This window comes from Pandoraea aquatica, from assembly GCF_902459565.1.
In the GTDB taxonomy this organism is placed as follows: Bacteria; Pseudomonadota; Gammaproteobacteria; order Burkholderiales; family Burkholderiaceae; genus Pandoraea; species Pandoraea aquatica.
In genome coordinates this window covers 151,118-173,038 of the sequence record NZ_CABPSN010000009.1, presented here as the reverse complement: position 1 = coordinate 173,038, position 21,921 = coordinate 151,118, and the positions used below count along the sequence as shown (strand labels likewise).

Here is a 21,921-nt window from a genome sequence, read left to right as displayed (position 1 = left end):
GGGACGGGCGCGTCGAATCCTGGCGCGTCGAAAGCGCCAAATCCCTAGATGAATCAAGCGAGTAGTGCGAACGCGTACGGAGCGCTATTCGGATACTTCACGCCACACACGCATTTAGCGCGCAGGGTGCGACCTAGTGCCTGCGTTGTCAGGCGGACGGGGAGGAGACGGGCGGTGGCGGGGTGTCGGCGGATGCTTCGGCCGGGACGTCCGGGGGCAGGATGCCCGGAGGGAGCGGGGGCGGTTTGCCGCCACGTCCGGCTTCGAGTTTGTAGAGCCATGCCAGCAGTTCGGCGACGGCCTGATACAACTGCGCGGGAATTCGCTGGTCGAGGTCGACCTGCATCAGCAAACTCACCAGCTCCGGCGACTCGTGCACGTACAGGCCATGCTCGCGCGCCGTGCGCACGATAGTCTCGGCCAGCAACCCGTAACCCTTTGCCACGACACGCGGGGCCGAATCTTTCGCGCCGTAGGCGAGCGCGACCGCCGTGCGGCGTTCCGGTGGCAACGTCATGCATCACCTCCGGTTTGCGGCGGGGTATCGGTCACGGGCACGGGCAGCTCAGCGACTTCAACATCGGCGGATGGCGCACCGGACACAGCGATATCCCCCCCGTGCGTCACTACCTCACCCGCATCGTCCAGCGCACCGAACGACAACTGACTCGCGATCAGGCCGACGGCTGCCAGCCGGTGGCGCAGGTCTTCGCCTTCGCTCGACAGCACGTCGGTGGTCGCCGTCGAGTCGGTGAGCACACGCGCCTGCAACTGCTGACCGGATAAGCCCAGCGTGACGTCGATCGTGCCCAACGACGGCAGCGTCAGACGCAAATGGGTATGCCACGTCGACGGCGCAGCGGCTTCTCCCGCCGCTTGCTGCCCGGGACGCTCTTCGACGCGCCACTCCATCGGCGCGCCCGGCCATGCCATGCCGTTCCACTGAAACTGCGGATTAACGAGCATGTCGAGTTGCTGACGGACCAGCGTTACGCTCTCGGCCGGGGTATTCGCGACGGCCGCAATCGCGCCCGCCGCACCGTGCTGCTGTGCGTTCGCCGACGTGCCGTTGGCCGCAAGTGCAGCGTCGCCGCCGTCATGTCCCGTCGGCAGCACGCTGCTGGTCGTATGCGCCACGCTCGCGGCATGGGCGAGCGCAGTCGCGGTGTTCGGAAGATTCGCGCTGGCGCGCAGTCCGCCATCGGTGCCGTCGCCCTGCGCCGGCTGTGCGCCCGTACCGGGTTGCGCAGGCGTGGGATTCGGCGTGGCCGAGGGCAATGACGATGCCAGTGCCGACGGGCTCAACGTCGGCCAGCCGGTGGCCAGCGCAGCTTCACCGCCCGCCGGGCCGAGCAGACGCGTCAGAGGTCCGGGGCCGGGCAACGTGGCATCTGCACCAGCCGCACGTAACTGCGCTGCAAGATTGGCGGACGCCGGCCAGCGCAACTGTGGCTCGGCCTGCAACTGCTCGAACGAGCGGCTGCCCGAGGCCCATTGCGACAGATGGGATTCGTAGAAGAGTCCGCTCGCCGACAGCGCTTCTTTGAGCGCAGCGGCGACCAGCGGTGCGAGTGCCGGGGCACCCGTGCCGGGCGCGGCAGGCCACACCGGTGCGCTCGCCTGTACGGGGCCGGGCGAGTCGGGCGCAAGCCGCAGAATGGTGTCGATGGTGCGCGCGGCGGCGGACAGCGTCGCCTGCTGAACCGGGGTCGGCGTGCGCGCCGCTGTCTGCGACGTCGCATTGCCGAGCGCAACGGCGGTGGGTGAGGTCTTGGTGGCGAGGTCGCCGAGGGCGGAAGTGGCGTCGCCCGTCGGCTGTGAGCCGGCGATGGCATTGGGCGCGGTCGTTGAAGACACCCCCACGCCGAGCAACGTGTCGAGCCGCCGTGCGAGTGTCGTGGCCAGAACCGAGTCGAGACCGGCCATGCCTTACTCCGAGATGCGGGCGAGGTGACGCGCGGCCGCGCGTCAGGCGCCCAGGTTCAGGCCGTAGACTTCGTGCAGGGCACGTTGACGGCGCGTGCTGTTGATCATGGCGTCCAGGTGCGCCAGATGGGGCACCGCGAGATCGCGAATGGCGGCATCGTCGGCCAGAATACGGCGGATGATGGCGTGCTTGCGCGTGCGCTCGTCGTCGGACAACGGCAGATCGGCGTCGAGCTGCTTGATCGAGTCGACCTGTGCACGATACTGCGTCTCGAGATCGATGAGGGCATCCCAGTCGCCATCGCGCGCCACACCGAGCATGCGCTCCGTGAGACCGGCAATACTTTCGTAGCAGTTCAGCAAAGTCGTGGCTTCATTCATAGCGCACTCCGGTGCCCGCCTGAGCGGCGGGGGCACCCGTGCCGGCAGCCGGGGCGATCGCTCGCCAGGCCGATGCAATTGTCTCGAGCAGGGTGTCGACTTCTTGAATCTTGGCCACGTCGTTTTCGAGATTGGCTTCGAGAAGACGTCGCCCCATGTAGTCGTAGAGATCACGCAAATTGCGTGACAGTTCCCCGCCGACTTCCATATTCAAACCATCGCGCAGACCGCCGATGATCTCGATGGCTTTCGAGATGGCCTGCCCGCGCTCGACGATATGGCCGGCTTCGAAGTGAATGCGGGCTTTGGTGAGCGCAGCCTTGGCACCGTCGAACAGCATCACGATGAGCTGGTGCGGGCTCGCGGCGACGACGCCGGTTTCGAGCCCGACTTTGCGATACGCATTGGCGGCGTTCTGACCGTACATGAGTCGTTGCCCCGCTTACTTCGAAGACGACGAAGACGAACCGCCCAGCACCTGCTTGAGGTAGTCGCTGGTGTTCTGGAGCTTGGCCATCGTCGCGTCGAGCGCCGTGAACTGGGCCAGATAACGGTTTTGCATCTGCGTCATCTGGTCTTGCCAGTCGGTTTCCTGCTGCTTGATCTGCTTGATCGACGTATTCAGGTTGTTCGTCGCGCTCGTCACCGCGCCCTTGGCGCTCAGGAAGTCGCCGACCTGCGTGTTCAGCAGCGACGCGAAGCCCTGCGAGAAGCCGATGTTGCCGCGATTGCCCGTGGCCGTGCCCGATACCGTGATCTTGAGGCCGTCGATCGGCGTGCCTGCGGCGCCGGTGAGCGTCTGACCGCTACCCACTGCGGTGAAACCGCCGATGGTACCGACGACGTCCAGACCGGTCGTGGTGTTGTTGCCGTTGAACAGCTGGTTGTAGGCCGAGCCGCCCGTCACGATCACTTTCGATGCCGAACCGTAACGGTTCGACGTGATCGTCAGAATGCCGTTGTTCGACGCGACCGACACGCCCGACTGCGCGGTGGTGAATTTGTTGTTGCCGTTGATCGCCGCCTGAATGGCCGAGGCCAGCTTGTCCTGCGTATAGGTGCCCGGCGGGATCAGCACGCTGGCGATGTTGCCGTCGAGCGAGATCTGGAGTTCGTTGCTGCCGGCCGCAATCGTGGTCGTCGCACCCAGCGTGATCGCGCCCGTCGTGGTGCCTTGCGTGGCCGCCTGCGAAATATTGATCCCGTACTGGCCCGGCTGCGTCGCATTGGTCGAGCTGGTGAAGCTCACCAGACTGTCGGTCGTCTGACCGTTGGTCGCGAACAGCGACGCCAGCGCGTTGAAGCCGTTCGTCGAGTTCATCGCCTTATTCAGGGCGGTGGTGTCGACGGAAAGCGTGCCGTCCTTGTTGAAGCCCACGCCGACCTGCGCGAGCGATGCGAGGCCCGTCGAGCCGACGCCCGGCAGCTTGCCGTTCAGAATCTGGGTCAGACGGTTCTGCACGAGCTGAACCGTCGAGTCGCCGATCAGCGGACCGTTGTTCGCGCCGTTGCCGGCCTGGTCGAACGCGGTGAGTTTGCCGATCGTCGATTGCAGCGTGTTGTAGGCCGTGGCGAACGACTGCACGGCTTGCGTGACGGCCGCCGAGTTGCGGCTGGTCGTCACCGTGGTCGAGCCGACCTTCGTCAGATTGAGCGTGACGCCGGTGAGCGATTTGGTCACGGTGTTCGTCGCGCTGGTGACCGCAAGACCGTTGATGGTCAGGTTGGCGTTCTGCGCGGCGCTCGTTTGCGTCAGGTTCTGCGTGCCGGTCGGATCGTTGGCCAGCAGGTTGGTGACCGCGGGGTCGCCACCGGCGGCCACATCGACCTTCATGCTCATGTTCTGGCCCGTCGTCTTGGAAGTGAGCACAAGACGATAAGGCGTGCCGCTGCCGTCGTTGACGATCGTCGCCACGGCGTCGCCGCCCTGGGCGTTGATCGCGTCGCGAATACCGGTCAGCGAGTTGTTGCTGCTGTCGATCGTGACGTTGATCGGCGAGGAGCTGGCGTTGGCGGCGAAACTTGCGCCCGAATATTTGCCGTCGGTCAGCGTGCCGCCCGTGATCGTGCCAAGGGTAATCGTCACCTTGGTCGACGTACCCGTACCGATCGTGCTCGTCTGGCTCGAAAAGCCCGATGTGGTCAGACTTTGCGCCTGGGCGAGCTGCGAGACGGCGATGGACCACTGGCTGACGTTGGCCGTCGAGTCGGCGGTGGCCGACAGGATCGTGTTGTCACCGACGGCCGCTGCGACTTGCAGAAACTGCGAGGCGCTGGAGAGCGTGTTGAGCGAGGTCTGGAACGCAGACAACGCCGATTGCAGCTGGCCGATGGCGGAGAGCTTCGTGTTGTACGCCGCTTCCTGGTTTTGCAGCAGAGTGAGCTTGTTCGTGGCAGGCGTCATCAGACTCTTGACGAGTGCATTGACGTCCAGGCCTGACCCGATCCCTGGGGAGGAAATTGTGCCCGGTCCGTTAGAAGTTGCCATGATGTGCTCTCACTCCGTTGAATTGATCGTTGCTACCCGGACCGCCCAAAAACGCGATGGCCCGTAAAACACGCGGCGGCGGCACCGTTTCGCAGTGACGCCGCCGTCGACCCGGCGAGCTTGCGCCCACCGGGTGTGTCAAGCACTACTCCGGTATTACTGGAGGAGCTTGAGCACTTGCTGCGGCAGCTGGTTAGCTTGCGACAGCATCGAGATACCAGCTTGTTGCAGGATCTGCGAGCGGGTCATGTTGGCCGTTTCCGCTGCGTAGTCCGTGTCCTGAACGCCCGAACGTGCCGAGGTCAGGTTTTGCGTCGTTGCCGACAGGTTGCTCACAGCCGACTGGAAGCGGTTTTGAATTGCGCCCAGCGTTGCGTTGAACGAGTCAGCCGTGCCGATGGCGGCGTCGATCTGTGCAACCAGCTTGGTTGCCGAGTCAACCGTCAGTGCGTTAGCCGTCGAGAGGCTGCCGCTCACTGCCGAGCTGCCTGCTGCCACGCCGATTTGCGTCAGCTTGGCGGCCGTGCCCGCCACCGTGAAGTTCTGGCTCGAAACCAGGTTCAGCTTGCCGGTCGAGTCGACGAATGCCGTCACGCCGCTGCCGCTCGAGCTGATGGCGTCAGCCAGTTCGCCCACGGTCTTGAACGTACCGGTGATCGACGTGGCGGTCGTGGAACCGGCTGCCTTGATCTGCAGGTCCGTGCCCGTCAGGGTCAGCGGCGACAGAGCCGTCTTCACGCCGGTCGACGAACCCGTACCCGTCGTAGCTGCCAGGGTTGCCGGAACGGTAACGCCGGTCAGGCCGGTCGTCGTCATGTTGATCGCAGCAGCGGTCGTGTTGGTGAAGTCGATTTCACCCGTCGTCGCGTTAGCGGCGGCGATGTTCGTACCAGCGGCGGTGTTGATCGCGGCGGCCAGGTCGGCTGCCGTGTTGTACGTGCCGTTCGCAACTGCCGTGCCACCGACCGAGATCGAGTTGGCGGCGTCGAGCGTGATCGAGCCGAACTTGGCAGCCGTCGTTGCCGTTGCCAGAGCAACGCCACCGATCGAGCCAGCGCCCATGTTTTGCGTCAGGGCGACCGAGATCGACTGACCAGCGTTAGCGCCAACCTGGAAGTTCGCTGCGCCCATCGTGCCGTTGAGCACCGACAGACCGTTGAACTGCGTTTGTTGTGCCGTACGCGTGATTTCCGACAGACGTTGCTGAACTTCCTGGTCGATAGCGGCGCGGTCCGAAGCCGAGTTCGTGGCGTTCGTTGCTTGCACTGCCAGCGTACGGATACGTTGCAGGTTGTCCGAGATCGACGACAGGCCGCCAGCAGCGGTCTGCACCAGCGAGATGCCGTCGTTGGCATTGCGCTGAGCTTGCGTCAGACCGTTGATCTGCGACGTCATACGGTCGGTAATGGCCAGACCGGCGGCATCGTCAGCGGCGCTGTTGATGCGCAGACCCGACGACAGACGCGTGATCGACGTTTGCAGGCTGCTTTGCGACGAGCTCAGGTTACGCTGGGCGATCGTCGAGAAGATGTTGGTATTGATGACAGATGACATTTAGCCACTCCTTTCCCAAAATTTTTTGGCTCCGGCTTAAGCGCCGTAACTTTGGCTCACCAGCCAATCGCCGAAAGCCGCCGTTGTAGGGGATATCGGACGGCCATTGGGAAAATTTAGGGTGGATTTGCAAAATGCTTTGCCAGCCCCCATCGACGTGCCAGGCCGATGTCGGAAAAACGCTAGTAGGCCAGTCTACAAAATTCCTCCACGATTGATCCGTCAAGGAAAGGGGCAATGTGCCGCCTATTCATGCCCTGTAAGGCTCGGAGAGGTGGCGCGGCGTTTGCGCTCGCTTGCGATTCCCGACGGCGCGGCTGGCAATTCTCAATCGGCGGCAACCCCGGCCAGTGGACGAAAAAAATTTTCTCGTCGCCGTGAAAATTCCTCGCAAGCGCGCGCGTCGACCGTCGAATGCAACCCCGGAAATGGAAGTGGCCCGCTGTTGCGGGCCACGAAGTGAGCACTTAGTTCTTGGGATTCCCGACGGAATCTGGCAGGAAATGTGGTGATGCGGTCGTGCCGGTCGCCGTGATCAGGCGCAGACCGGACCCATCTCCGCACTGACCAGGCCGTGCTGCATGACGTAATAGGTCAGCTCGGCGTTGTTATTCAGACGCATCTTCTCTAATAGACGGGTGCGATACACGCTCACGGTCTTGACCGAGAGCGACAACGCGTTGGCGATGTCGGTCAGGCGCTTGCCCGAGCCGATCATGCACAGCGTCTGGTACTCGCGATCCGACAGACGCTCGTGCGGCGGCTGGTCGGCGTCCGGTCCGAGGTAGTCGGCGAGCGTTTCGGCGACCATCGGGCTCACGTACTTGCGGCCAGCGGCCACTTGTCGCACGGCCGAGACCAGTTGCTGGGCGTTCGAGCGTTTGCTCAGGTAACCGGCGGCACCCGCCTTGAGCGCACGCAGTGCGAACTGACCTTCGCCGTACATGCTGAAGATCATGATCGGCAGACGCGGATGTTTGCGTCGCAGGGTCTTGAGAATTTCCAGACCGTTGGTGTCGGGCAGCGAGATATCCAGCAGGACGATGTCCCACTGGGCTGCGTCGGTCATCTCCAGCGCTTCTGCGCCGCAGTCGGCTTCGCCAATGACGGCGATGCTTCCGCTATCGGAGAGCAATTGCCGGACGCCCTGGCGCACGATGGCGTGGTCGTCGACGATGAGCACTCTAAGCGTCATGATGCGTATCCGTGAAGAGCAAGCGATTCCGGGCCGTGCTGGCCGGTCGGGGCAGGCAGGATCTGATGCCAGGGAAGCCGTGCGCTGACGAGCGTCCCCGATCCTTGAACACTGCCGATACGTAGCGTGCCGCCGAGCGCCGTACAGCGCTCGCGCATGCCAACCAATCCGAAATGTCCCTGCTTGCGACGCGAGCCGCGGGCCAACCCGCAACCGTCGTCGGAAATCGTGAGTTTGAGTGAACGATGGCTGCCATCGAGCGCCACCACCACGCGCGTGGCGCGGGCGTGACGGGCAACGTTGGTCAGCGCTTCCTGCGCGATGCGGTACAACGCCAGCATCGCGTCAGGCGTGAGGCTCGCAACGCGCTCGCGCGTCACGTCGTCGCAGCGCCAGATGCACGTGAGACCGCTTTGCTCGCCAAAGCCACGCAGCCAGACGCGCAGCGAATTCACGAGACCCGCGTCGAGCGCAGGCGGGCGGTTGCGTCCGACGAGTTCGTCGGCCGCGTCTTGTGCAGCGTTCGCTACGTTCTGAATCTGGGAGCAGAAGGATTGCCACTCGGCGGCGTCTGCGGGCGCGCGCGTCGCAAGACGCGCAACGACCAGCTGCAATGCCGTGAGGTGAGCGCCCAGCCCGTCGTGCATTTCCTGCGCGAGTCGCGTGCGCTCGGCTTCGCGGGCTGCGTCGATCTTGCGTGCGACCGTCTGCGGCGTCGTGGCGCGCGTATGCAACGCGTCGTCAATCGACACGCGACGTCTCGCAGCCTGTGCGGCAGGATCGACGAGAAACGGCATGGAGGCAAATCCCTGAGAGAAAAAGTCCCGTGCCGCAACCCACGCGGCGAGACCCACATTCAATTTAACAAACTTTACATTTCGTCACAATTACACGCGGCGGGCACCCGCATGGTTGACAGCGATGCGTAACTATTTGATTTGGATCAAGAAGTTTTCGCTTGCTTGAGGGGATTTCTGCGAAGACCCCAAATATATCAGGGTTTGTCCTAGCGCATCCAGTCGAGCGTATGTTTCAAACGACATTCTCGGTCCAAAACGGTCATAACGCCTGAATTGACGACGTTATTTCATACGATTGTTATTTTCTTTCAGATGAGGACGCGGGTATACCACGCGCCCCATCGGTACACCGCCTCACGTGGCGTTCCCTATGAGACGTTGCTTTCGGTCTCCGAATCTAAGGGGAGCGTCACGCTGACGATCAGTCCGATACCATCCGTGCCCGGCGACAGGGTCACCGTGCCATGGCTGGCCGCCACGATTTCCTTCACGATGGCCAGCCCCAGACCCGTGCCGGGCTGACCCGGCGGCGCGTTGCGGTAGAAACGTTCGAATACGCGCTGACGTGCCTCGGCCTGAATGCCGGGTCCATCGTCGATGACGCGCAGGCGGGCGGTGCTGTCCGGACAGTCGATCGCGACGGTCACGCGTCCACCCTCGTGGATATAGCGGATCGCATTGTCGACAAGATTCATGACCATCGCATGAAACAGCTCGCCATTGCCCGCTACCCACACGTGCGCCTCGACCGTCTCCAGCCCGAGATCGATGTTGCGCCGCTGCGCCAGCGCGACCAGTTCTTCCAGCACCCCGGCGGCCACCGTCACCAGATCCACCCGCGAACGCGAGAACGCCGGCGTGTCCGCCGCCTCGGCCTGTGAGAGCAGCAACAGCTTGTTCGTCAGATCGGCCAGGCCGCGACTGCTCGTCTGCATGGCAGCCAGCACATCGGCGAGTGCTGCGCGGTCGTCGAGCTGCGCGGCGAACTGCAATTGCGTGTCGAGCAGTGTGAGCGGCGTGCGCAACTGGTGGGCGGCGTCGGCCACGAAGCGGCGCTGCTGCTGGGCCTGCGCGGACAGTCGCTGAATACAAAGGTTGATGGCGTCGACGATGGGTCTGAGTTCCGTTTGCAATTGCCCGGCGCGGATCGGCACCAGTTCCTGCGGTGCGCGTCCGGCCACTTCGTCCTTGAGCCGGATGAGCGGATGCAACTCGACCGTCAACCCGATGAGCACCAGCACGGCGGCCAGCGCGGCCATGGCGATCTGCCGGTGCAGCGAAGGCTCCCACAACTGCGCAAGCATCTCGTCACGCGCATGCATCGTTTCGGCGACCACAATTGCCACGCGATGCGGCTGGCCAGAGTCGTACATCGTACGCACGAAACTGATCGCGCGCAGCGGCTCGCCATTCACTGTGACGTTCGAATAAGTGGGCACCGTTTGCGGAAACAGCGGCGGATGCGGAAAGTCGGGAGGGCCGGCGAGCAGCTTGCCGTCTTCGGTGATCACCTGATAGAACACCCGGTCGCGCGCGGGCGACGCGAACAATTCCAGCGCCGAGGGCGGCACGCTCGCGCGCAGTGCGCCGTCCGCCCAGCTGAGTTCGCCCGCAATGACCTGAGCCGACGTGAGCAACGCGCGGTCCTGTACGAGTTCGGCGGTGTCGTGTGCGCTGCGATAGGCCTGCCAGCCGGTCGCCACGATATAGAGCGAGAGCGGCAGCATCAGCCACATCAGCAGCCGGACGCGCAGACTAAGCATCTTTCTCGCGCAGCAGATAACCGAGACCGCGCAGGGTCATGATGGCCGCGCGGCTCGTTTCGAGTTTCTTGCGAAGCCGGTGGATATAGATTTCGATGGCGTCGGCGCTGGGTTCGTCGTCGAGTCCGAACACGCCGTCGACCAGCGCGCTTTTGGCGACGGTCTTGCCCTGCTTGCGCATGAGGATTTCGAGCACGGCATGTTCGCGCGACGGCAACGCCAGGGGCGCGCCGGCAATCGTGAATTGCCGGGTGCCGGCGTGATAGCTCAGATCGGCGCACACGAGATCGGCACTCTGCTCGGGGGCGTGACGCCGCGCCAGCGCCTTCACGCGGGCGATCAGTTCGCGCACTTCGAAGGGTTTGACGAGATAGTCGTCGGCCCCGGCCCCTAGGCAATCGACCTTTTCGTCGACCGAGCCGCTGGCCGTCAGGATGATGACGGGCACGTTGTTGCGCCGCTCGCGCAGTCGCCGCAAGACATGCTTGCCGCCGAGCTTGGGCAGCATCAGATCGAGCAGCACCACGTCGTATGTTTCCGTTTGCAGCAGACGGTCGGCGGCGTCGCCGTCGCGCGCGGCGTCGACAGTGAAGTTGTCGTCGCGCAGCATGCGGGCGAGCCAGTGGGCCAGAGTCTCGTTGTCTTCGATCAGCAGCAGTTTCATGACGGCGAATGCAGAATGCGACGGCGAGTGTGCCCGCGGAACGTGGGCGCGCCAACAGCGGGTAAACACCCATGAGCATTAGGCGAAAACCTGCATGGGGCGAAAGCTTGATGAAAGCTTCGGTTTTCTACAATTTGCTCCAAGGCAGAGGATACGCATCAGAGGACCGCTGCCCGGGCCCAGTGACAGAGATATCACGACGGGCCGGCCGGCACCGCAATCGGTTCGGGCCATTATCCCTAAAAACGATGGAGACACCACAATGCGAGCAAGCCTTGGCGTGCGTGCGCCGAAAGCCTTCGTGAAACCCGTTCTGGCCGCCGTTTTCGGCGTGTCGTTGGCGCTGGCCGCCGCACCGGGTTTCGCTGCCGATAGCGGCAAGATCACGATCATGGTCGGCGGCATCACCAAGATGGTCTACTTGCCGGCCAAGCTTGCCGAGCAACTCGGCTACTTCAAGGAAGAAGGCCTGAACGTCGAACTGCTGTCGCAGCCGGCCGGTGTCGACGCCGAAAACGAATTGCTCGCCGGTGCCGTGCAGGCCGTGGTCGGCTTCTACGATCACTCGATCGATTTGCAGAGCAAGGGCAAGGAGATTCAGTCCATCGTCGTGTTCGGTCAGGTACCGGGCGAAGTGGAACTGGTCAACGCCAAGAGCAAAGACACCATCAAGAGCATGGCCGACGTGAAGGGCAAGACCCTTGGCGTGACCGGTCTGGGTTCGTCGACGAACTTCCTCACGCAGTATCTGGCCGCCAAGCACGGCCTGACCTCGGCGCAGTACTCGGTACTGCCGGTGGGCGCGGACAACACGTTCATCGCCGCCATCAAGCAAAACCGTATCGACGCGGGCATGACCACCGAGCCGACCGCCTCGCAACTGCTCAAGACCGGCGACGCTGCCGTGCTCGTCGACATGCGCACGATGGAAGGCACCGTGGCGGCGCTGGGTGGCGCTTACCCGGCATCGAGCCTGTACGTGCAGCGTGCGTGGCTCGACAAACATAAGCCGGAAGCGCAGAAGCTTGCACGCGCCTTCGTGAAGACGCTCAAGTTCATCAACACGCACTCGGCGGCCGAGATCACCGAGAAGATGCCGAAGGACTACTACGGCAACAACAAGGCGCTGTACGTGCAGGCCTTGCAGAACTCGCTGCCGATGTATTCGCCGGACGGCCGCATGCCGAAGGACGGTCCGGAGACCGTGCTGAAGGTGCTCTCCGCGTTCAACCCGAACGTCAAGGGCAAGCACATCGATCTGTCGAAGACGTACACCAACGAGTTCGTCGATCAGGCCAAGTAAGTCTGCACGTACCGACTCGCATCGGTTGACCCTGTAGTACCGGCGCGCGGTCCCCACGACGCGCAGCCCTTACCCGAAATCGCCAAGCCGCCCGCACCCGACCCATGTCAGGTGTGCGGACCGGCTCAGCCCTAGCAAACGCAACACCACCGTTCCGACGTCATTCAGGAGCCGGGCATGACCCAGACCATTACCCCCACGGCACCGGCGCGCGCGGCAAGCGCCGTGTCACGCATGTCACGTGATACGCCTGCCATCGAGTTCGACAACGTGTCGTGCCGCTTCATCTCGCCGGACGGCAAAGCCACCATCGCGCTGCGCAACTTCAGCATGTCGGTGGCGCGCGGCGAGTTCGTCGCCATCGTTGGCCCGACCGGCTGCGGCAAGTCGACCACGCTGTCGATGATCACCGGCCTGCTGCGTCCGACCGCCGGCAGCGTGCGCGTGATGGGGCAGCCGGTCAACGGCATCGACCCGCGCATCGGCTTCGTCTTCCAGAACGACGCGGTTTTCCCGTGGCGCAGCGTGCGCGATAACGTGGCCGCCGGGCCGCTGTTTCGCGGTCAGTCGAAGGATGCCGCCTATGCGCAGGCCGACGAATGGATCAAGCGCGTCGGGCTCGACAAGTTCGGTGGCCACTATCCGCACCAGCTCTCGGGCGGGATGCGCAAACGCGTGGCCCTCGCGCAGACCTTCATCAACAACCCCGAAATCCTGCTGATGGACGAGCCGTTCTCCGCGCTCGACATGCAAACGCGCACGCTCATGCAAGACGAGCTGCTGCAACTGTGGTCGTCGACGTCGGGCTCGGTGGTGTTCGTCACGCACGATCTCGAAGAAGCGATTGCGCTGGCTGACCGGGTGTTCGTGCTCACCGCGCGCCCGGCGACGTTGAAGAACACGTACACGATCGATTTGCCGCGTCCGCGCGTGATGTCCGAGATTCGCTACGAACAGCGCTTCATCGACATCTCCCGCGAGATCTGGGCGGATCTGCGTGAAGAAGTGAAGATCGGTTGAGTGGCACGGAGGATATGAACATGAGTGAACAAGCTATGCAGGCGGTGATGCCCGCCGGACTCGGCGAGGCCGATCTGGCACGCGAAGAAGCCATCGCGCAACGCCGTATCAAACAACGTCGCGCGCTGGTGGTGTTTCTGCGCGTGGCGATTCTGGTGGTCGGGCTGGGCGGCTGGGAACTGGCGGCGCGCATCGGCTGGATCGATCCGTTTTTCTTCTCGCAACCGACGCTGATCGTTCAGCAGATCTACGACTGGTGCGTGGAAGGCACGTCGCAGGGACCGCTCTGGACGCAGGTGCTCGTCACGCTCGAAGAGACCGTGCTGGGCTTTCTGATCGGCGGTGTTGCGGGTGTGATCTGCGGCATCGTGCTGGGTCGCAACAAGCTGCTCTCGGATGTCTTCAGTCTTTACATCCAGATCGCCAACTCGATTCCGCGTGTGGTGCTCGGCTCGATCTTCGTGATCGCGTTCGGTCTGGGCATGGCGTCGAAGGTGGCGCTCGCCGTGGTGATGGTGTTCTTCGTGGTGTTCGCGAACGCCTTCCAGGGCGTGCGTGAGGCCGACCGCTACATGATTGCGAATGCGCAGATCCTCGGGGCGTCACGCCGTCAGGTGACGATGTCCGTGGTGATTCCGTCGGCGCTGTCGTGGATTCTCGCAAGCCTCCACGTGAGCTTCGGTTTCGCACTGGTCGGTGCGGTCGTCGGCGAATTCCTCGGGTCGAAGCAGGGCATCGGTCTGCTGATCTCGACGGCGCAGGGTGCATTCAACGCCAGTGGCGTGTTCGCTGCGATGATCGTGCTGGCCGTGGTGGCGTTGGGGGCGGACTGGTTGCTCACGTCGCTGGAGAAGCGCTTGCTGAAGTGGCGTCCGGCGGCGTTCTCTAACGAGTAATCCTCGCGTTCTGCAAAAACACAAAGCGGCGTCACTTTGACAAGTGACGCCGCTTTTCCTTTGGAGACGATGACGAGCCTGGGTCGTCAGATCTTCAGCTTGGTGACCTTCGTGCCTTCGATGTTCAGGTTAGCCATGAGGCCGGCGTTGGTCATTACGATCACTTCCACCGGCGAGGTCGCGGTGTTCAGGTCGACAGCGCCGTTTGCGCCGATCTTCACGACAGCAACCGAGGCGTCGGCACCGGCCGTCCAGCCGTCCGTACGCTGGAATTTGTCGAGAGCATCCTGCGTCATGAACAGGAAGATGACAGCCTTCGACTGCGCGCCGATCTGAAGACCGAACGACGCCGTCACCGTGTTGTAGTAACCCTGCGTCCTGCCGCCCACGCGCAGCGCGCCTTCGCCGTATTCGCCGCCGACCACGAAGCCGGCTTGCAGCACCGACGGGAAGACGAGCACACCGCGCGCCTTGTTCACCAGTTCGCGCGAGCCCTTCACCGAGGCGTACATCTTGTCGAGCGCACCGTTCACCGAAGCGTCGATCTCCTGACGCTTGCTGGCGTTCGCGGCGGGCGAACTATCGCTCTTGTCGGATTGCGACGGGGTCGTCGTCGTGCAGCCCGCAAGCGCAAAGGCGGCAGCGGCGACAGCGACGGAAGTTTTCATCAGGAATTCGCGTTTTTGCATTTTCTCCCTCCGGAAAGCGAGCCGTGCGCAAAGCGTAGCGGCGTGGATGTGGATTAAACGTCAGGCCGATGGGGACGCGCCTTTCGGCACCGGTCCCCGCAGCATTGAAGCGGGTGATGAGGACGATCGTTTGGCATCCGACGGATGCCGATGGTGACAATTGATCGGCCAGAGAGCGTAGCGTGATGTCCGCTTCACAGTGTTGAGAAAGCGGAAATCAGTGCATCGGCGTGACGTCGATTATGCGGGCTCTGTCGGTATTGTCAAGAAAATAGCGCGATAAGTTCCGCTAACGTGTTGCTATCTTTCGCTAACTTGTAGGTGTCCGCCTACGTGCACTCGCGCATGTATTGCTCTTTGAGCGCTTTGCGCGGGTTTGTGCGTGTAGGAATGTCGACGCGATTGCCCGCGGGCGAATCGACGCGTTGATCGCGGGTGTACACCGGCTTGTCCGGCGTGTTGGCGATCTTGTCGGCGAGCGCCTTGCAATAGTCGCGTTTGGTCGGTGCGGCAGAGGCGGAAGAGGCCTCCTGTGCAGCGGCCTGATTGCGGGCCGCTTGCGAGCATTGCTCCGGCGGTAACGCGCGGCCAACGCTATCGAAGCACACCGGCGTTTGCGCAAAAGCGAAGCCGCTCGCACCGAGCGCCACAGTCGCAGCAGCGATCTTAAGTAGACGGTGGAGCGATCGGACGGACGACGGTGCGTCGTCAAACTCGGCAGTGCCAACGATTGCCGACGCAGCGTGGGCGACAGGGTGTGTGACAGGGGAAGCGGTGGTCAGGAACATCGGGGACAGCGTGACGGTGCGGCGCGGCATCGACATTCTCCTCAATGAATCCCGCCTGGGCAGCGGGTGCGCCTATTCTGGCACCGCCCCGGTCGGGTTGTCGATAGCCGCGACGCCCGGTCGCACCGTCTGCATGGTCGGAAGGGTTGGCACCGCGGGCATGTCCGTGCGCAACTCCAGCCGGTAACCCACGCCGTAGATCGAGCGCACGATTTCCTCGTCCGGCCGGATCGCCTGCAACTTGCGCCGCAGATTCTTGATATGGCTGTCGACCGTGCGGTCGGCGACCACGCGGTGATCGTCGTACATCCGGTCGAGCAGATGCGCGCGCGGGAATGTCTTGTCGGGATGACTGGCGAGCGTGGCGAGCAGTCGCAGCTCGACCGGCGTGAGTGGCAGTTCGTGCCCGTCGAGTTTGGCGTGATGACGCACGGCGTCGATCACGAGCGCGGGTGTCGGCGGTGCGGCGGGCGTTGCCGTCACGGTGCCGGGGCTGACCATTGTGCCGCCGCGCACGCGTCGCAGGATGGCTTTGACACGCGCAACCACTTCGCGCGGACTGAAGGGTTTGCAGATGTAGTCGTCGGCGCCGAGTTCGAGCCCGAGCAGGCGGTCGGTTTCCGCCGCGCGTGCGGTCAGCATCACGATGGGCACTTCGGAGATCTCGCGCACCGCGCGGCAGACTTCGAGGCCATCCATGCCCGGCAGCATCAGGTCGAGCAGCACCAGACGCGGCTGCGTCACGCGCACGGCGGGCAACACGTCGCGTCCGTCCGTCAGGATGCGACACGGCATGCCCGCCACACGCAGATACTCGGCGAGCAGTGCGGCGAGTTTCGGCTCGTCTTCGACGATCAGAATCGGCGCGGCGTCCGAGAGCGCCATGGCGGCGGGCGTCGAGACGATCGCCGAATGTGCCGGTGGCGTGGGTGTAAGGGAGGAAAGGCCGGAAGTGCCGGAAGCGCTTTGCAGGGATGTCGACGAGTGCGTGTGCATAAAGGGCAGGCTCAACTCAGGGTCGTCAGGGCTTGGGTGCCGAAACAGCTGGCGGCCGCGCTCAGTGCGCAGGCCGTCGATGCCGAAGCGCCGGTGGCGGCCGGGTTCTGACGCGGCAGGGTAATGGCCAGCGCGAGACCGCCCAGTGGCGAGTGTCGCGCGGCGATCTGACCGCCGTGCGCTTCGACAATATGTTTGCAAAGCGCCAGTCCGAGGCCCGCACCGCCGCTGCGCCGACTGCGCGACGCTTCCACCCGGAACAGCCGCTCGAACAGGCGAGGCAGGGCATCGTCCGGCACGCCGGGTGCGGAGTCTTCGATTTCCAGGCGCAATTGTGTCTCAGTCGCCGACAGATAGACACGCACTGCGCCGCCGCCGTCGGTATAGCGCAACGAATTCTCAAACAGGTTGCCGATGAGCTGCGTCAGACGGTGCAGGTCGCCGTCGACCGTGAGCGTGTCGTCCGGCAGGTGCACGTTCAGTGCAATGCCCTTGGCTTCGAACCAGTCGCCGAAGGCGGCGACGGATGTCGCGACGCGCTCGGTCATGTCCACCGGCGCGAACTCGTAGGTCAGCGCGCCCACATCGGAAAGCGACAGTTCGTACAGGTCGTCGATCAGCTTGGAGAGCAGCGAGATTTCGACACGCAGCGAGGCGAGCGCGTCTTGCGTGAGCGGGCGCACCCCGTCTTCCATCGCTTCGATTTCTCCGCGCAGGATCGACAGCGGCGTGCGCAGCTCATGGGAGATGTCCGCGAGCAGATTGCGGCGCAGGCGGTCGTTCTGGGCCAGCGTGTCCGCCAGACGGTTCAGGTCGACGGCGAGCCGCGCGAGTTCGTCCGCCCCGGCGGTGGGCGCGCGCACGCTGTAGTCGCCCATCGCCATGCGGTGGGTGGCTTCGAGCAGCGGCGTGACGGGCACGAGCAGACGCTGGGCGAGCCGCAGCGCGACAGCGCCGAGCAGGGCGATGCCGAGGATCGCCAGATACATCAGGTTGTCGCCGCTCAACCAGCTGTGTCCGCCCATGGCGGCACGCACGACAGCCGTCGTGGCCGCCATGGTGACCAGACCCGTCGCGAAGATCGCGAGGAACAGCTTGCGGGTGATGCCTGAATTCATGCGCTCGGGTGTTCCGACGAAGTTAGCGGCTTAAGTTGACTGCTGTCCTATTGGCGACCGGGTGACGGCCGGGCGGGCGAGTGCGGCCCCTCCCGTGGTCGGCGCGCCATTCTCTCAGCTTCGGGACGCCGCGCGTCATGCCTCCACAAATTTTCCTCTATTTGTGCGCAGTGGCTGCACGCGCGGTTCTTACTATCCATCTCGAAGCTGGCCGCCGTGCTGTCTTCGTCGGGCAGGGGCTGTGCCGCCCGCCAACCGTTCACCACTTTCGAAAGACATCCGGATACGGCATCCGGGACCGGCGCGGGGGCGCCTCACCATGTCGAAACTGTCGATGCTACCGAGCGCGGCAACGCGCGTACTGACCCATACGCTGGCCTGGCTGGCGGTGATCGTGAGCGCAAGCGTCGCGCTCAGCGGTTGTTCGGGCCCGCAGGTCACGGCAACGCCGATGGCCGTCATGCCGATGCCGCGCGTCGCCAACGTCCAGACCGGCGGTTCCATCTACCAGTCCACCACGGCGACGAACTGGTTCGAAACGCCGGTCGCCCACCGTATCGGCGATCTGCTGACGATTGCGGTCTCGGAAAACTCCACGGGCACCAGCAAATCGCAGAGCGATACGTCGCGTAACGCGAGCATGACGGCCAAGAGCGCCAAGGCGGACGGGGCCGATTCGGTGCTGGAGCGTTGGTTCAACATCGGCCAGCAGGCGAGCAGCTTCAAGGGCAACGGTACGAATACGTCGAGTTCTGCGATGACCGGCACGATTGCGGTGGCGATCGTGGAAGTGCTGCCCAATGGCGCATACGTGGTCGGCGGGGAAAAGCAGGTCATGCAGGGGCGCAATATGGAGACGTTCCGCTTCACAGGTGTGGTCAACAAGTTCGACATCTCGCCGGCCAATGTGGTGGCGTCGAGCAAGGTCGGACAGGCCAAGGTGGCGCGCGTGGACGACGGGCAGGTCGCCGATGGCAGCAACGGCGGCTGGTTGCAGACGATTCTTCTCGGCGTTTCACCGTTCTGATGAAGCGCCTCGCGATGGTGCTGGCGCTGGCGGCGACGGCCAGCGCGACGCTGGGCGGTTGTCTCTTCACCACGCCCGCGCCGATCCTCGCGGCGCAGGTCGCGGCGAGCGTCGTGTCGACGGGGGTGGTGCTCTCCGACCAGTTGCCGTCGGTTTCGCCACCGACGCAGCCGGCAGCGCCCGAACTGCTTTCGCGCAACATGTGCATCGAACTTGCGCCAGACGGCATTTCCGATTTGCTGCCCGCGATTCAAGGGCGTTTGCGGGCGTACGGCATCATCAGCACGATCTACAGCCCCGGCACATGGCCGACAGGTTGCGTCGTGCTGAACTACACGGTGCGCCGTGCGTGGCGCAATTCGTTGTGGGGCAACTCCCCGAGCGAGTACCTCGCGTACGCGACGCTCACCCTGAGTCAGGACGGCTCGGTCATCAATACGGTGTACTTCGACGGACGCTCATCGACGGTGGAATCGTGGTCGGCGTCGAATTCCCGGATGGCGCAGCTGGTGGATCGGTTGGTGGTGTTCTGAGGGGCGAGCTGGGCTTCTTCCGAGGGTTGAGCCGATGGGATCGACGCCTTCGTCAGGGCGTCGGCCACCCGCTGATAGTCTCCAACGACGCCTCGGTCGATATCGAAGACGTAAAGAAGGATGTTTCTCACCGGCACGCCAGAAATGGTCGACAGTTGCTGCGCAGTGAGATGAGGCAGACGGTTGCAAATCCGACGCGCATAGGCCGTCTTTTTCTCGTCGGCTTTGGGCGGGTTCGATGCGCGGATCAGATCAAGTTCCGGATTCGATTGCTGAAACACCGGATCGGCGCGCAGGTTCGATTCTTTTGTATCCGACAGATGAGCGATCTGGCCCGTGGACAGCGTGGGATACGCCTGACGTATGCGACGCGCATGCGCGAGGCGCGATTCTCCGTCGGCACGCGGTATGAGTTGGAGGGCCTGCTTCACGTCGTCGTCGCATTTGCCGGGGGCGGTGTGGAGATGAAGGCGCACCGGTGACACGCCGGTCAGAAGGTCAAGCGCGGCAGGGGTGAGTTCAGGATATAACGCGGCGACCCGCCTTGCGTGGCTCAACGCCGTCTCGTGACGAAGCACTGGCGTTGCAGAATAGATGTCCCTCAAGCGCGGCGTGATGAGGTTGAACATCGCATCGCTCCGCAGTCGTGCAATCCCGGCGTAAGACATGGCCGAAATCTTCTCGATGCTGAGCGTCGGATCCAGCAGATGCAGACGTCTTGCATAGCGGATATTGGTCTCGTTGCTTTTGCGAATGAGCAATGACGGATCGGTTGGCGCAGGCACGACGTCGAGCCCATTCGAAGCGGCCTTAGCAATTTGTGGATCAGGGGCGACAGGTTCGGGGGAGGCTTCAATGCCTGCTGGCGCAACCGTCGACCGAGTGGCGGCATCTGCGTCGCAAATGACTGAGACGGGGCGATGGATCGTGCCCACCCGATTCGGTGAGTGCACGTCCGGCGCGACAACACCTTCTTCCAGCACGAACGCACTCGCGGATGCCGACATCGGTGCCTGAGCCACCGTCGAGAGATCGCTGGCAAGGATGTCCGAGTGCGCCTCGACGTTGACGGGCAGGTGCGTCAGCACGTCGGTGGGGGAGCGGGGAACGAAAGGGTTCCATCCAAATTCGGGAGGGGGGCGGACGTTCATGTCGGTGTCGCATTGCTGGAGGGCGCAGCGGGTGGCGCGGTGAGTCGTGCTTCGGAAGTCGACGACTGACCCGAATGGTCGACTGCCGAATCGGCATTTCGGACTGTGCGTCGCAGAGAGCCCGCGTTGACGTCGGCGAGCACTGCCGCTTCTTCCTCTAGCAGCGACGGGTCCGACGACAGCAGACGAAGCCCATAACGTAGGCGTGATTCGTCTGCGTCACGAGGCCATTTCACGCCGACGGCAACCAGCTCCGCCTCCGAGCGTCTGAACGCGGTGCACGCCCCGATTTGCTCCAAGGTTGCGCCGGATGCGGCCGCGAGTTGCTCAGTGCTGAGATCGCGATTGTGCAGGTGCAGGCGTAGGGCATAACGGATGCTCGTTTCAAGCGTCCGTCGTTGCGGTGCCTCTCCGGTAGAGGCTTTGTGAACGAGAAACGCCGCCATTGCCGCCGCCGCGGTTGCCGTCGTCGAATTCGTCGAGGCTCGGGCTCGCTGCATTCTCAACTTTTGACGGATGTTGTTCTCGTCGAGCCCGGTGATGTTAGCCACTTGCCGGGGCGAAAGAGAGGGCTGTGCCGCAAGAATGCGAAGCGCGTGTCTCGTGCCACTTTCGCCCGGATCTCGGGGAATCTCGTCGCGAATCTGCCGCTCCTTATCGGACAAGACAGCGAGCTTCGGATCGCCACCGATATTGCAGGCGCTGGACCCGGTAATTCGTGCGAGTTGAGATTTCAATAGGTGGGGAAATTGGCTTCGCAGATGGCGTGCATGCTGGCGAAGCGTTTCCTCAGGATTGCGGGGCACGGCAGTCAGGACCTGATCCAGCGTGGTGTTCGGGTCACCGGAACTGAGATGTGCGCGTAACGTCGGCAAACCCGCGCCGGAAAGCATGTCGAGATTCACTAGCGGCAGTTTGGGGTGCCGCATGTGCACTCTCGTCGCATAGGCCAACGCCCCTTCGTCATCCTCGCGGGGAAGCTCGGTGAGGATATCGCGCAACGCGTCCATCGATCCGTTATAGGCGGCATCCCTCGCAAGAGGGAGCGTCGTCGCGCCGGATATCGCCTGAATCTGATCGCTGGAGAGGTCGGGACGGTGCAGCCGCAGGCGTCGTGCACAGACGATCTTGAATTCGTTCGGCATTCGCCGGGCCTCGCGCATTTGCGCGGCGGTGATGGCGAAACGCTCACGGGCCGCAGGACGGGATGTCGAGGTCGCCGCGGTGGATTCCGGCACCGCTGCCTCTGGGGGAACGGATACTTCCTGAAGGCGCGCGACCTGTGCCATCGGCAAACACTCGGTGCCAACGGGGAGATCGGTCGCCGGAGAAGGCGCTTCGTCGATCAGCGACGCGGCCATCGAGGCTTGCTGTACGCGGCTCAAGTCAATCGGGATATGGCTGAGGATGACGCCCGTTCCGGAAACGGGCACCCACGATGACGTGCTGGACGGCACGGGGCCGATGACGAAGTAGGTGCCGTTGGGCTGGGGAACGACAAACATGGACGACGCTCCGGCGCAGCGGATGGTGCACTGCACATCGATTTACACGAGTCATGACCGTCGGCCCATCAGCCGACGTCAAATCGTTACATGGGAGGCGTTTGCAGACATTCGTGATTCGCCC

The 21,921-nt window shown here is 63.6% G+C and carries 21 protein-coding genes; 5 read left to right on the top strand and 16 right to left on the bottom strand.

The window, feature by feature from the left end; genetic code table 11:
* Positions 1-148: 148 nt before the first annotated feature.
* From PAQ31011_RS23245 to PAQ31011_RS23200, 10 genes are all read right to left on the bottom strand, one after another.
* On the bottom strand, positions 149-517 hold the full coding sequence (locus PAQ31011_RS23245; RefSeq protein WP_150578043.1) for an EscU/YscU/HrcU family type III secretion system export apparatus switch protein: 369 nt from the start codon (positions 515-517) through the stop codon (positions 149-151).
* Complete coding sequence (gene fliK / locus PAQ31011_RS23240; protein ID WP_150578042.1) at positions 514-1,926, bottom strand: flagellar hook-length control protein FliK; 1,413 nt, start codon at positions 1,924-1,926, stop codon at positions 514-516. Before fliK ends, PAQ31011_RS23245 begins: the two co-directional genes overlap by 4 nt.
* 42 nt (positions 1,927-1,968) lie before the next feature.
* Positions 1,969-2,307, bottom strand: coding sequence for a flagellar protein FliT (locus PAQ31011_RS23235; RefSeq protein ID WP_150578041.1), 339 nt, complete (start codon positions 2,305-2,307; stop codon positions 1,969-1,971).
* The gene (gene fliS / locus PAQ31011_RS23230) at positions 2,300-2,734 is read right to left on the bottom strand and encodes a flagellar export chaperone FliS (protein ID WP_039393971.1); all 435 of its coding nucleotides are present in this window, start codon (positions 2,732-2,734) and stop codon (positions 2,300-2,302) included. The genes PAQ31011_RS23235 and fliS overlap by 8 nt, the downstream gene beginning before the upstream one ends.
* A 15-nt stretch (positions 2,735-2,749) precedes the next feature.
* Entirely contained in the window at positions 2,750-4,795 is a 2,046-nt protein-coding gene (fliD, locus tag PAQ31011_RS23225; RefSeq protein ID WP_150578040.1) for a flagellar filament capping protein FliD, read from the bottom strand.
* A gap of 156 nt (positions 4,796-4,951) precedes the next feature.
* A complete protein-coding gene (locus PAQ31011_RS23220; protein ID WP_150578039.1) occupies positions 4,952-6,349 on the bottom strand; it encodes a flagellin N-terminal helical domain-containing protein in 1,398 nt (465 codons plus the stop codon).
* Positions 6,350-6,884: 535 nt separating this feature from the next.
* Positions 6,885-7,544, bottom strand: a complete 660-nt coding sequence (locus tag PAQ31011_RS23215) for a response regulator (protein WP_010807699.1) — start codon at positions 7,542-7,544, stop codon at positions 6,885-6,887.
* The gene (locus PAQ31011_RS23210; protein WP_150578038.1) at positions 7,541-8,341 is read right to left on the bottom strand and encodes a sensor histidine kinase; all 801 of its coding nucleotides are present in this window, start codon (positions 8,339-8,341) and stop codon (positions 7,541-7,543) included. The genes PAQ31011_RS23215 and PAQ31011_RS23210 overlap by 4 nt, the downstream gene beginning before the upstream one ends.
* A gap of 371 nt (positions 8,342-8,712) precedes the next feature.
* The gene (locus PAQ31011_RS23205; RefSeq protein WP_246179745.1) at positions 8,713-10,107 is read right to left on the bottom strand and encodes a sensor histidine kinase; all 1,395 of its coding nucleotides are present in this window, start codon (positions 10,105-10,107) and stop codon (positions 8,713-8,715) included.
* Positions 10,100-10,771, bottom strand: a complete 672-nt coding sequence (locus PAQ31011_RS23200; RefSeq protein ID WP_046290162.1) for a response regulator transcription factor — start codon at positions 10,769-10,771, stop codon at positions 10,100-10,102. Before PAQ31011_RS23200 ends, PAQ31011_RS23205 begins: the two co-directional genes overlap by 8 nt.
* A 262-nt stretch (positions 10,772-11,033) precedes the next feature.
* On the opposite strand from PAQ31011_RS23200, the gene PAQ31011_RS23195 reads away from it, so the two are divergent.
* The 3 genes from PAQ31011_RS23195 to PAQ31011_RS23185 all read left to right on the top strand — a co-directional run bounded on the left by PAQ31011_RS23195 (position 11,034) and on the right by PAQ31011_RS23185 (position 13,990).
* Positions 11,034-12,074 carry an ABC transporter substrate-binding protein gene (locus PAQ31011_RS23195; protein ID WP_425495135.1) on the top strand — a complete coding sequence of 347 codons (1,041 nt, stop codon included), beginning with the start codon at positions 11,034-11,036 and terminating at the stop codon, positions 12,072-12,074.
* A 234-nt stretch (positions 12,075-12,308) separates the two neighbouring features.
* Positions 12,309-13,094 carry an ABC transporter ATP-binding protein gene (locus tag PAQ31011_RS23190; protein WP_150578106.1) on the top strand — a complete coding sequence of 262 codons (786 nt, stop codon included), beginning with the start codon at positions 12,309-12,311 and terminating at the stop codon, positions 13,092-13,094.
* A 14-nt stretch (positions 13,095-13,108) separates the two neighbouring features.
* The gene (locus PAQ31011_RS23185) at positions 13,109-13,990 is read left to right on the top strand and encodes an ABC transporter permease (RefSeq protein ID WP_425495134.1); all 882 of its coding nucleotides are present in this window, start codon (positions 13,109-13,111) and stop codon (positions 13,988-13,990) included.
* Positions 13,991-14,076: 86 nt separating this feature from the next.
* Here the strand turns inward: PAQ31011_RS23185 and PAQ31011_RS23180 are convergent, their stop codons facing one another.
* From PAQ31011_RS23180 to PAQ31011_RS23165, 4 genes are all read right to left on the bottom strand, one after another.
* Positions 14,077-14,679, bottom strand: coding sequence for a BPSL1445 family SYLF domain-containing lipoprotein (locus PAQ31011_RS23180; RefSeq protein ID WP_150578036.1), 603 nt, complete (start codon positions 14,677-14,679; stop codon positions 14,077-14,079).
* A 329-nt stretch (positions 14,680-15,008) separates the two neighbouring features.
* Complete coding sequence (locus PAQ31011_RS23175; RefSeq protein WP_150578035.1) at positions 15,009-15,497, bottom strand: alpha/beta hydrolase family protein; 489 nt, start codon at positions 15,495-15,497, stop codon at positions 15,009-15,011.
* Positions 15,498-15,539: 42 nt separating this feature from the next.
* The gene (locus PAQ31011_RS23170) at positions 15,540-16,352 is read right to left on the bottom strand and encodes a response regulator (RefSeq protein ID WP_150578105.1); all 813 of its coding nucleotides are present in this window, start codon (positions 16,350-16,352) and stop codon (positions 15,540-15,542) included.
* A 122-nt stretch (positions 16,353-16,474) separates the two neighbouring features.
* The gene (locus PAQ31011_RS23165) at positions 16,475-17,581 is read right to left on the bottom strand and encodes an ATP-binding protein (RefSeq protein ID WP_150578034.1); all 1,107 of its coding nucleotides are present in this window, start codon (positions 17,579-17,581) and stop codon (positions 16,475-16,477) included.
* Between the two features lie 319 nt (positions 17,582-17,900).
* On the opposite strand from PAQ31011_RS23165, the gene PAQ31011_RS23160 reads away from it, so the two are divergent.
* Together PAQ31011_RS23160 and PAQ31011_RS23155 are read left to right on the top strand one after the other, a co-directional pair.
* Positions 17,901-18,608, top strand: coding sequence for a flagellar basal body L-ring protein FlgH (locus tag PAQ31011_RS23160; protein ID WP_150578033.1), 708 nt, complete (start codon positions 17,901-17,903; stop codon positions 18,606-18,608).
* Positions 18,608-19,141: a hypothetical protein gene (locus PAQ31011_RS23155; protein WP_150578032.1), complete on the top strand. Its 534-nt coding sequence runs from the start codon at positions 18,608-18,610 to the stop codon at positions 19,139-19,141. The genes PAQ31011_RS23160 and PAQ31011_RS23155 overlap by 1 nt, the downstream gene beginning before the upstream one ends.
* Here PAQ31011_RS23155 and PAQ31011_RS23150 read toward each other — a convergent pair.
* Both PAQ31011_RS23150 and PAQ31011_RS23145 read right to left on the bottom strand, forming a co-directional pair.
* Positions 19,024-20,292 (bottom strand): hypothetical protein, encoded by a 1,269-nt coding sequence (locus tag PAQ31011_RS23150; protein WP_150578031.1) that lies wholly within the window; start codon positions 20,290-20,292, stop codon positions 19,024-19,026. The genes PAQ31011_RS23155 and PAQ31011_RS23150 overlap by 118 nt on opposite strands.
* Positions 20,289-21,797 carry a hypothetical protein gene (locus PAQ31011_RS23145; RefSeq protein WP_150578030.1) on the bottom strand — a complete coding sequence of 503 codons (1,509 nt, stop codon included), beginning with the start codon at positions 21,795-21,797 and terminating at the stop codon, positions 20,289-20,291. Before PAQ31011_RS23145 ends, PAQ31011_RS23150 begins: the two co-directional genes overlap by 4 nt.
* Positions 21,798-21,921: the final 124 nt, after the last annotated feature.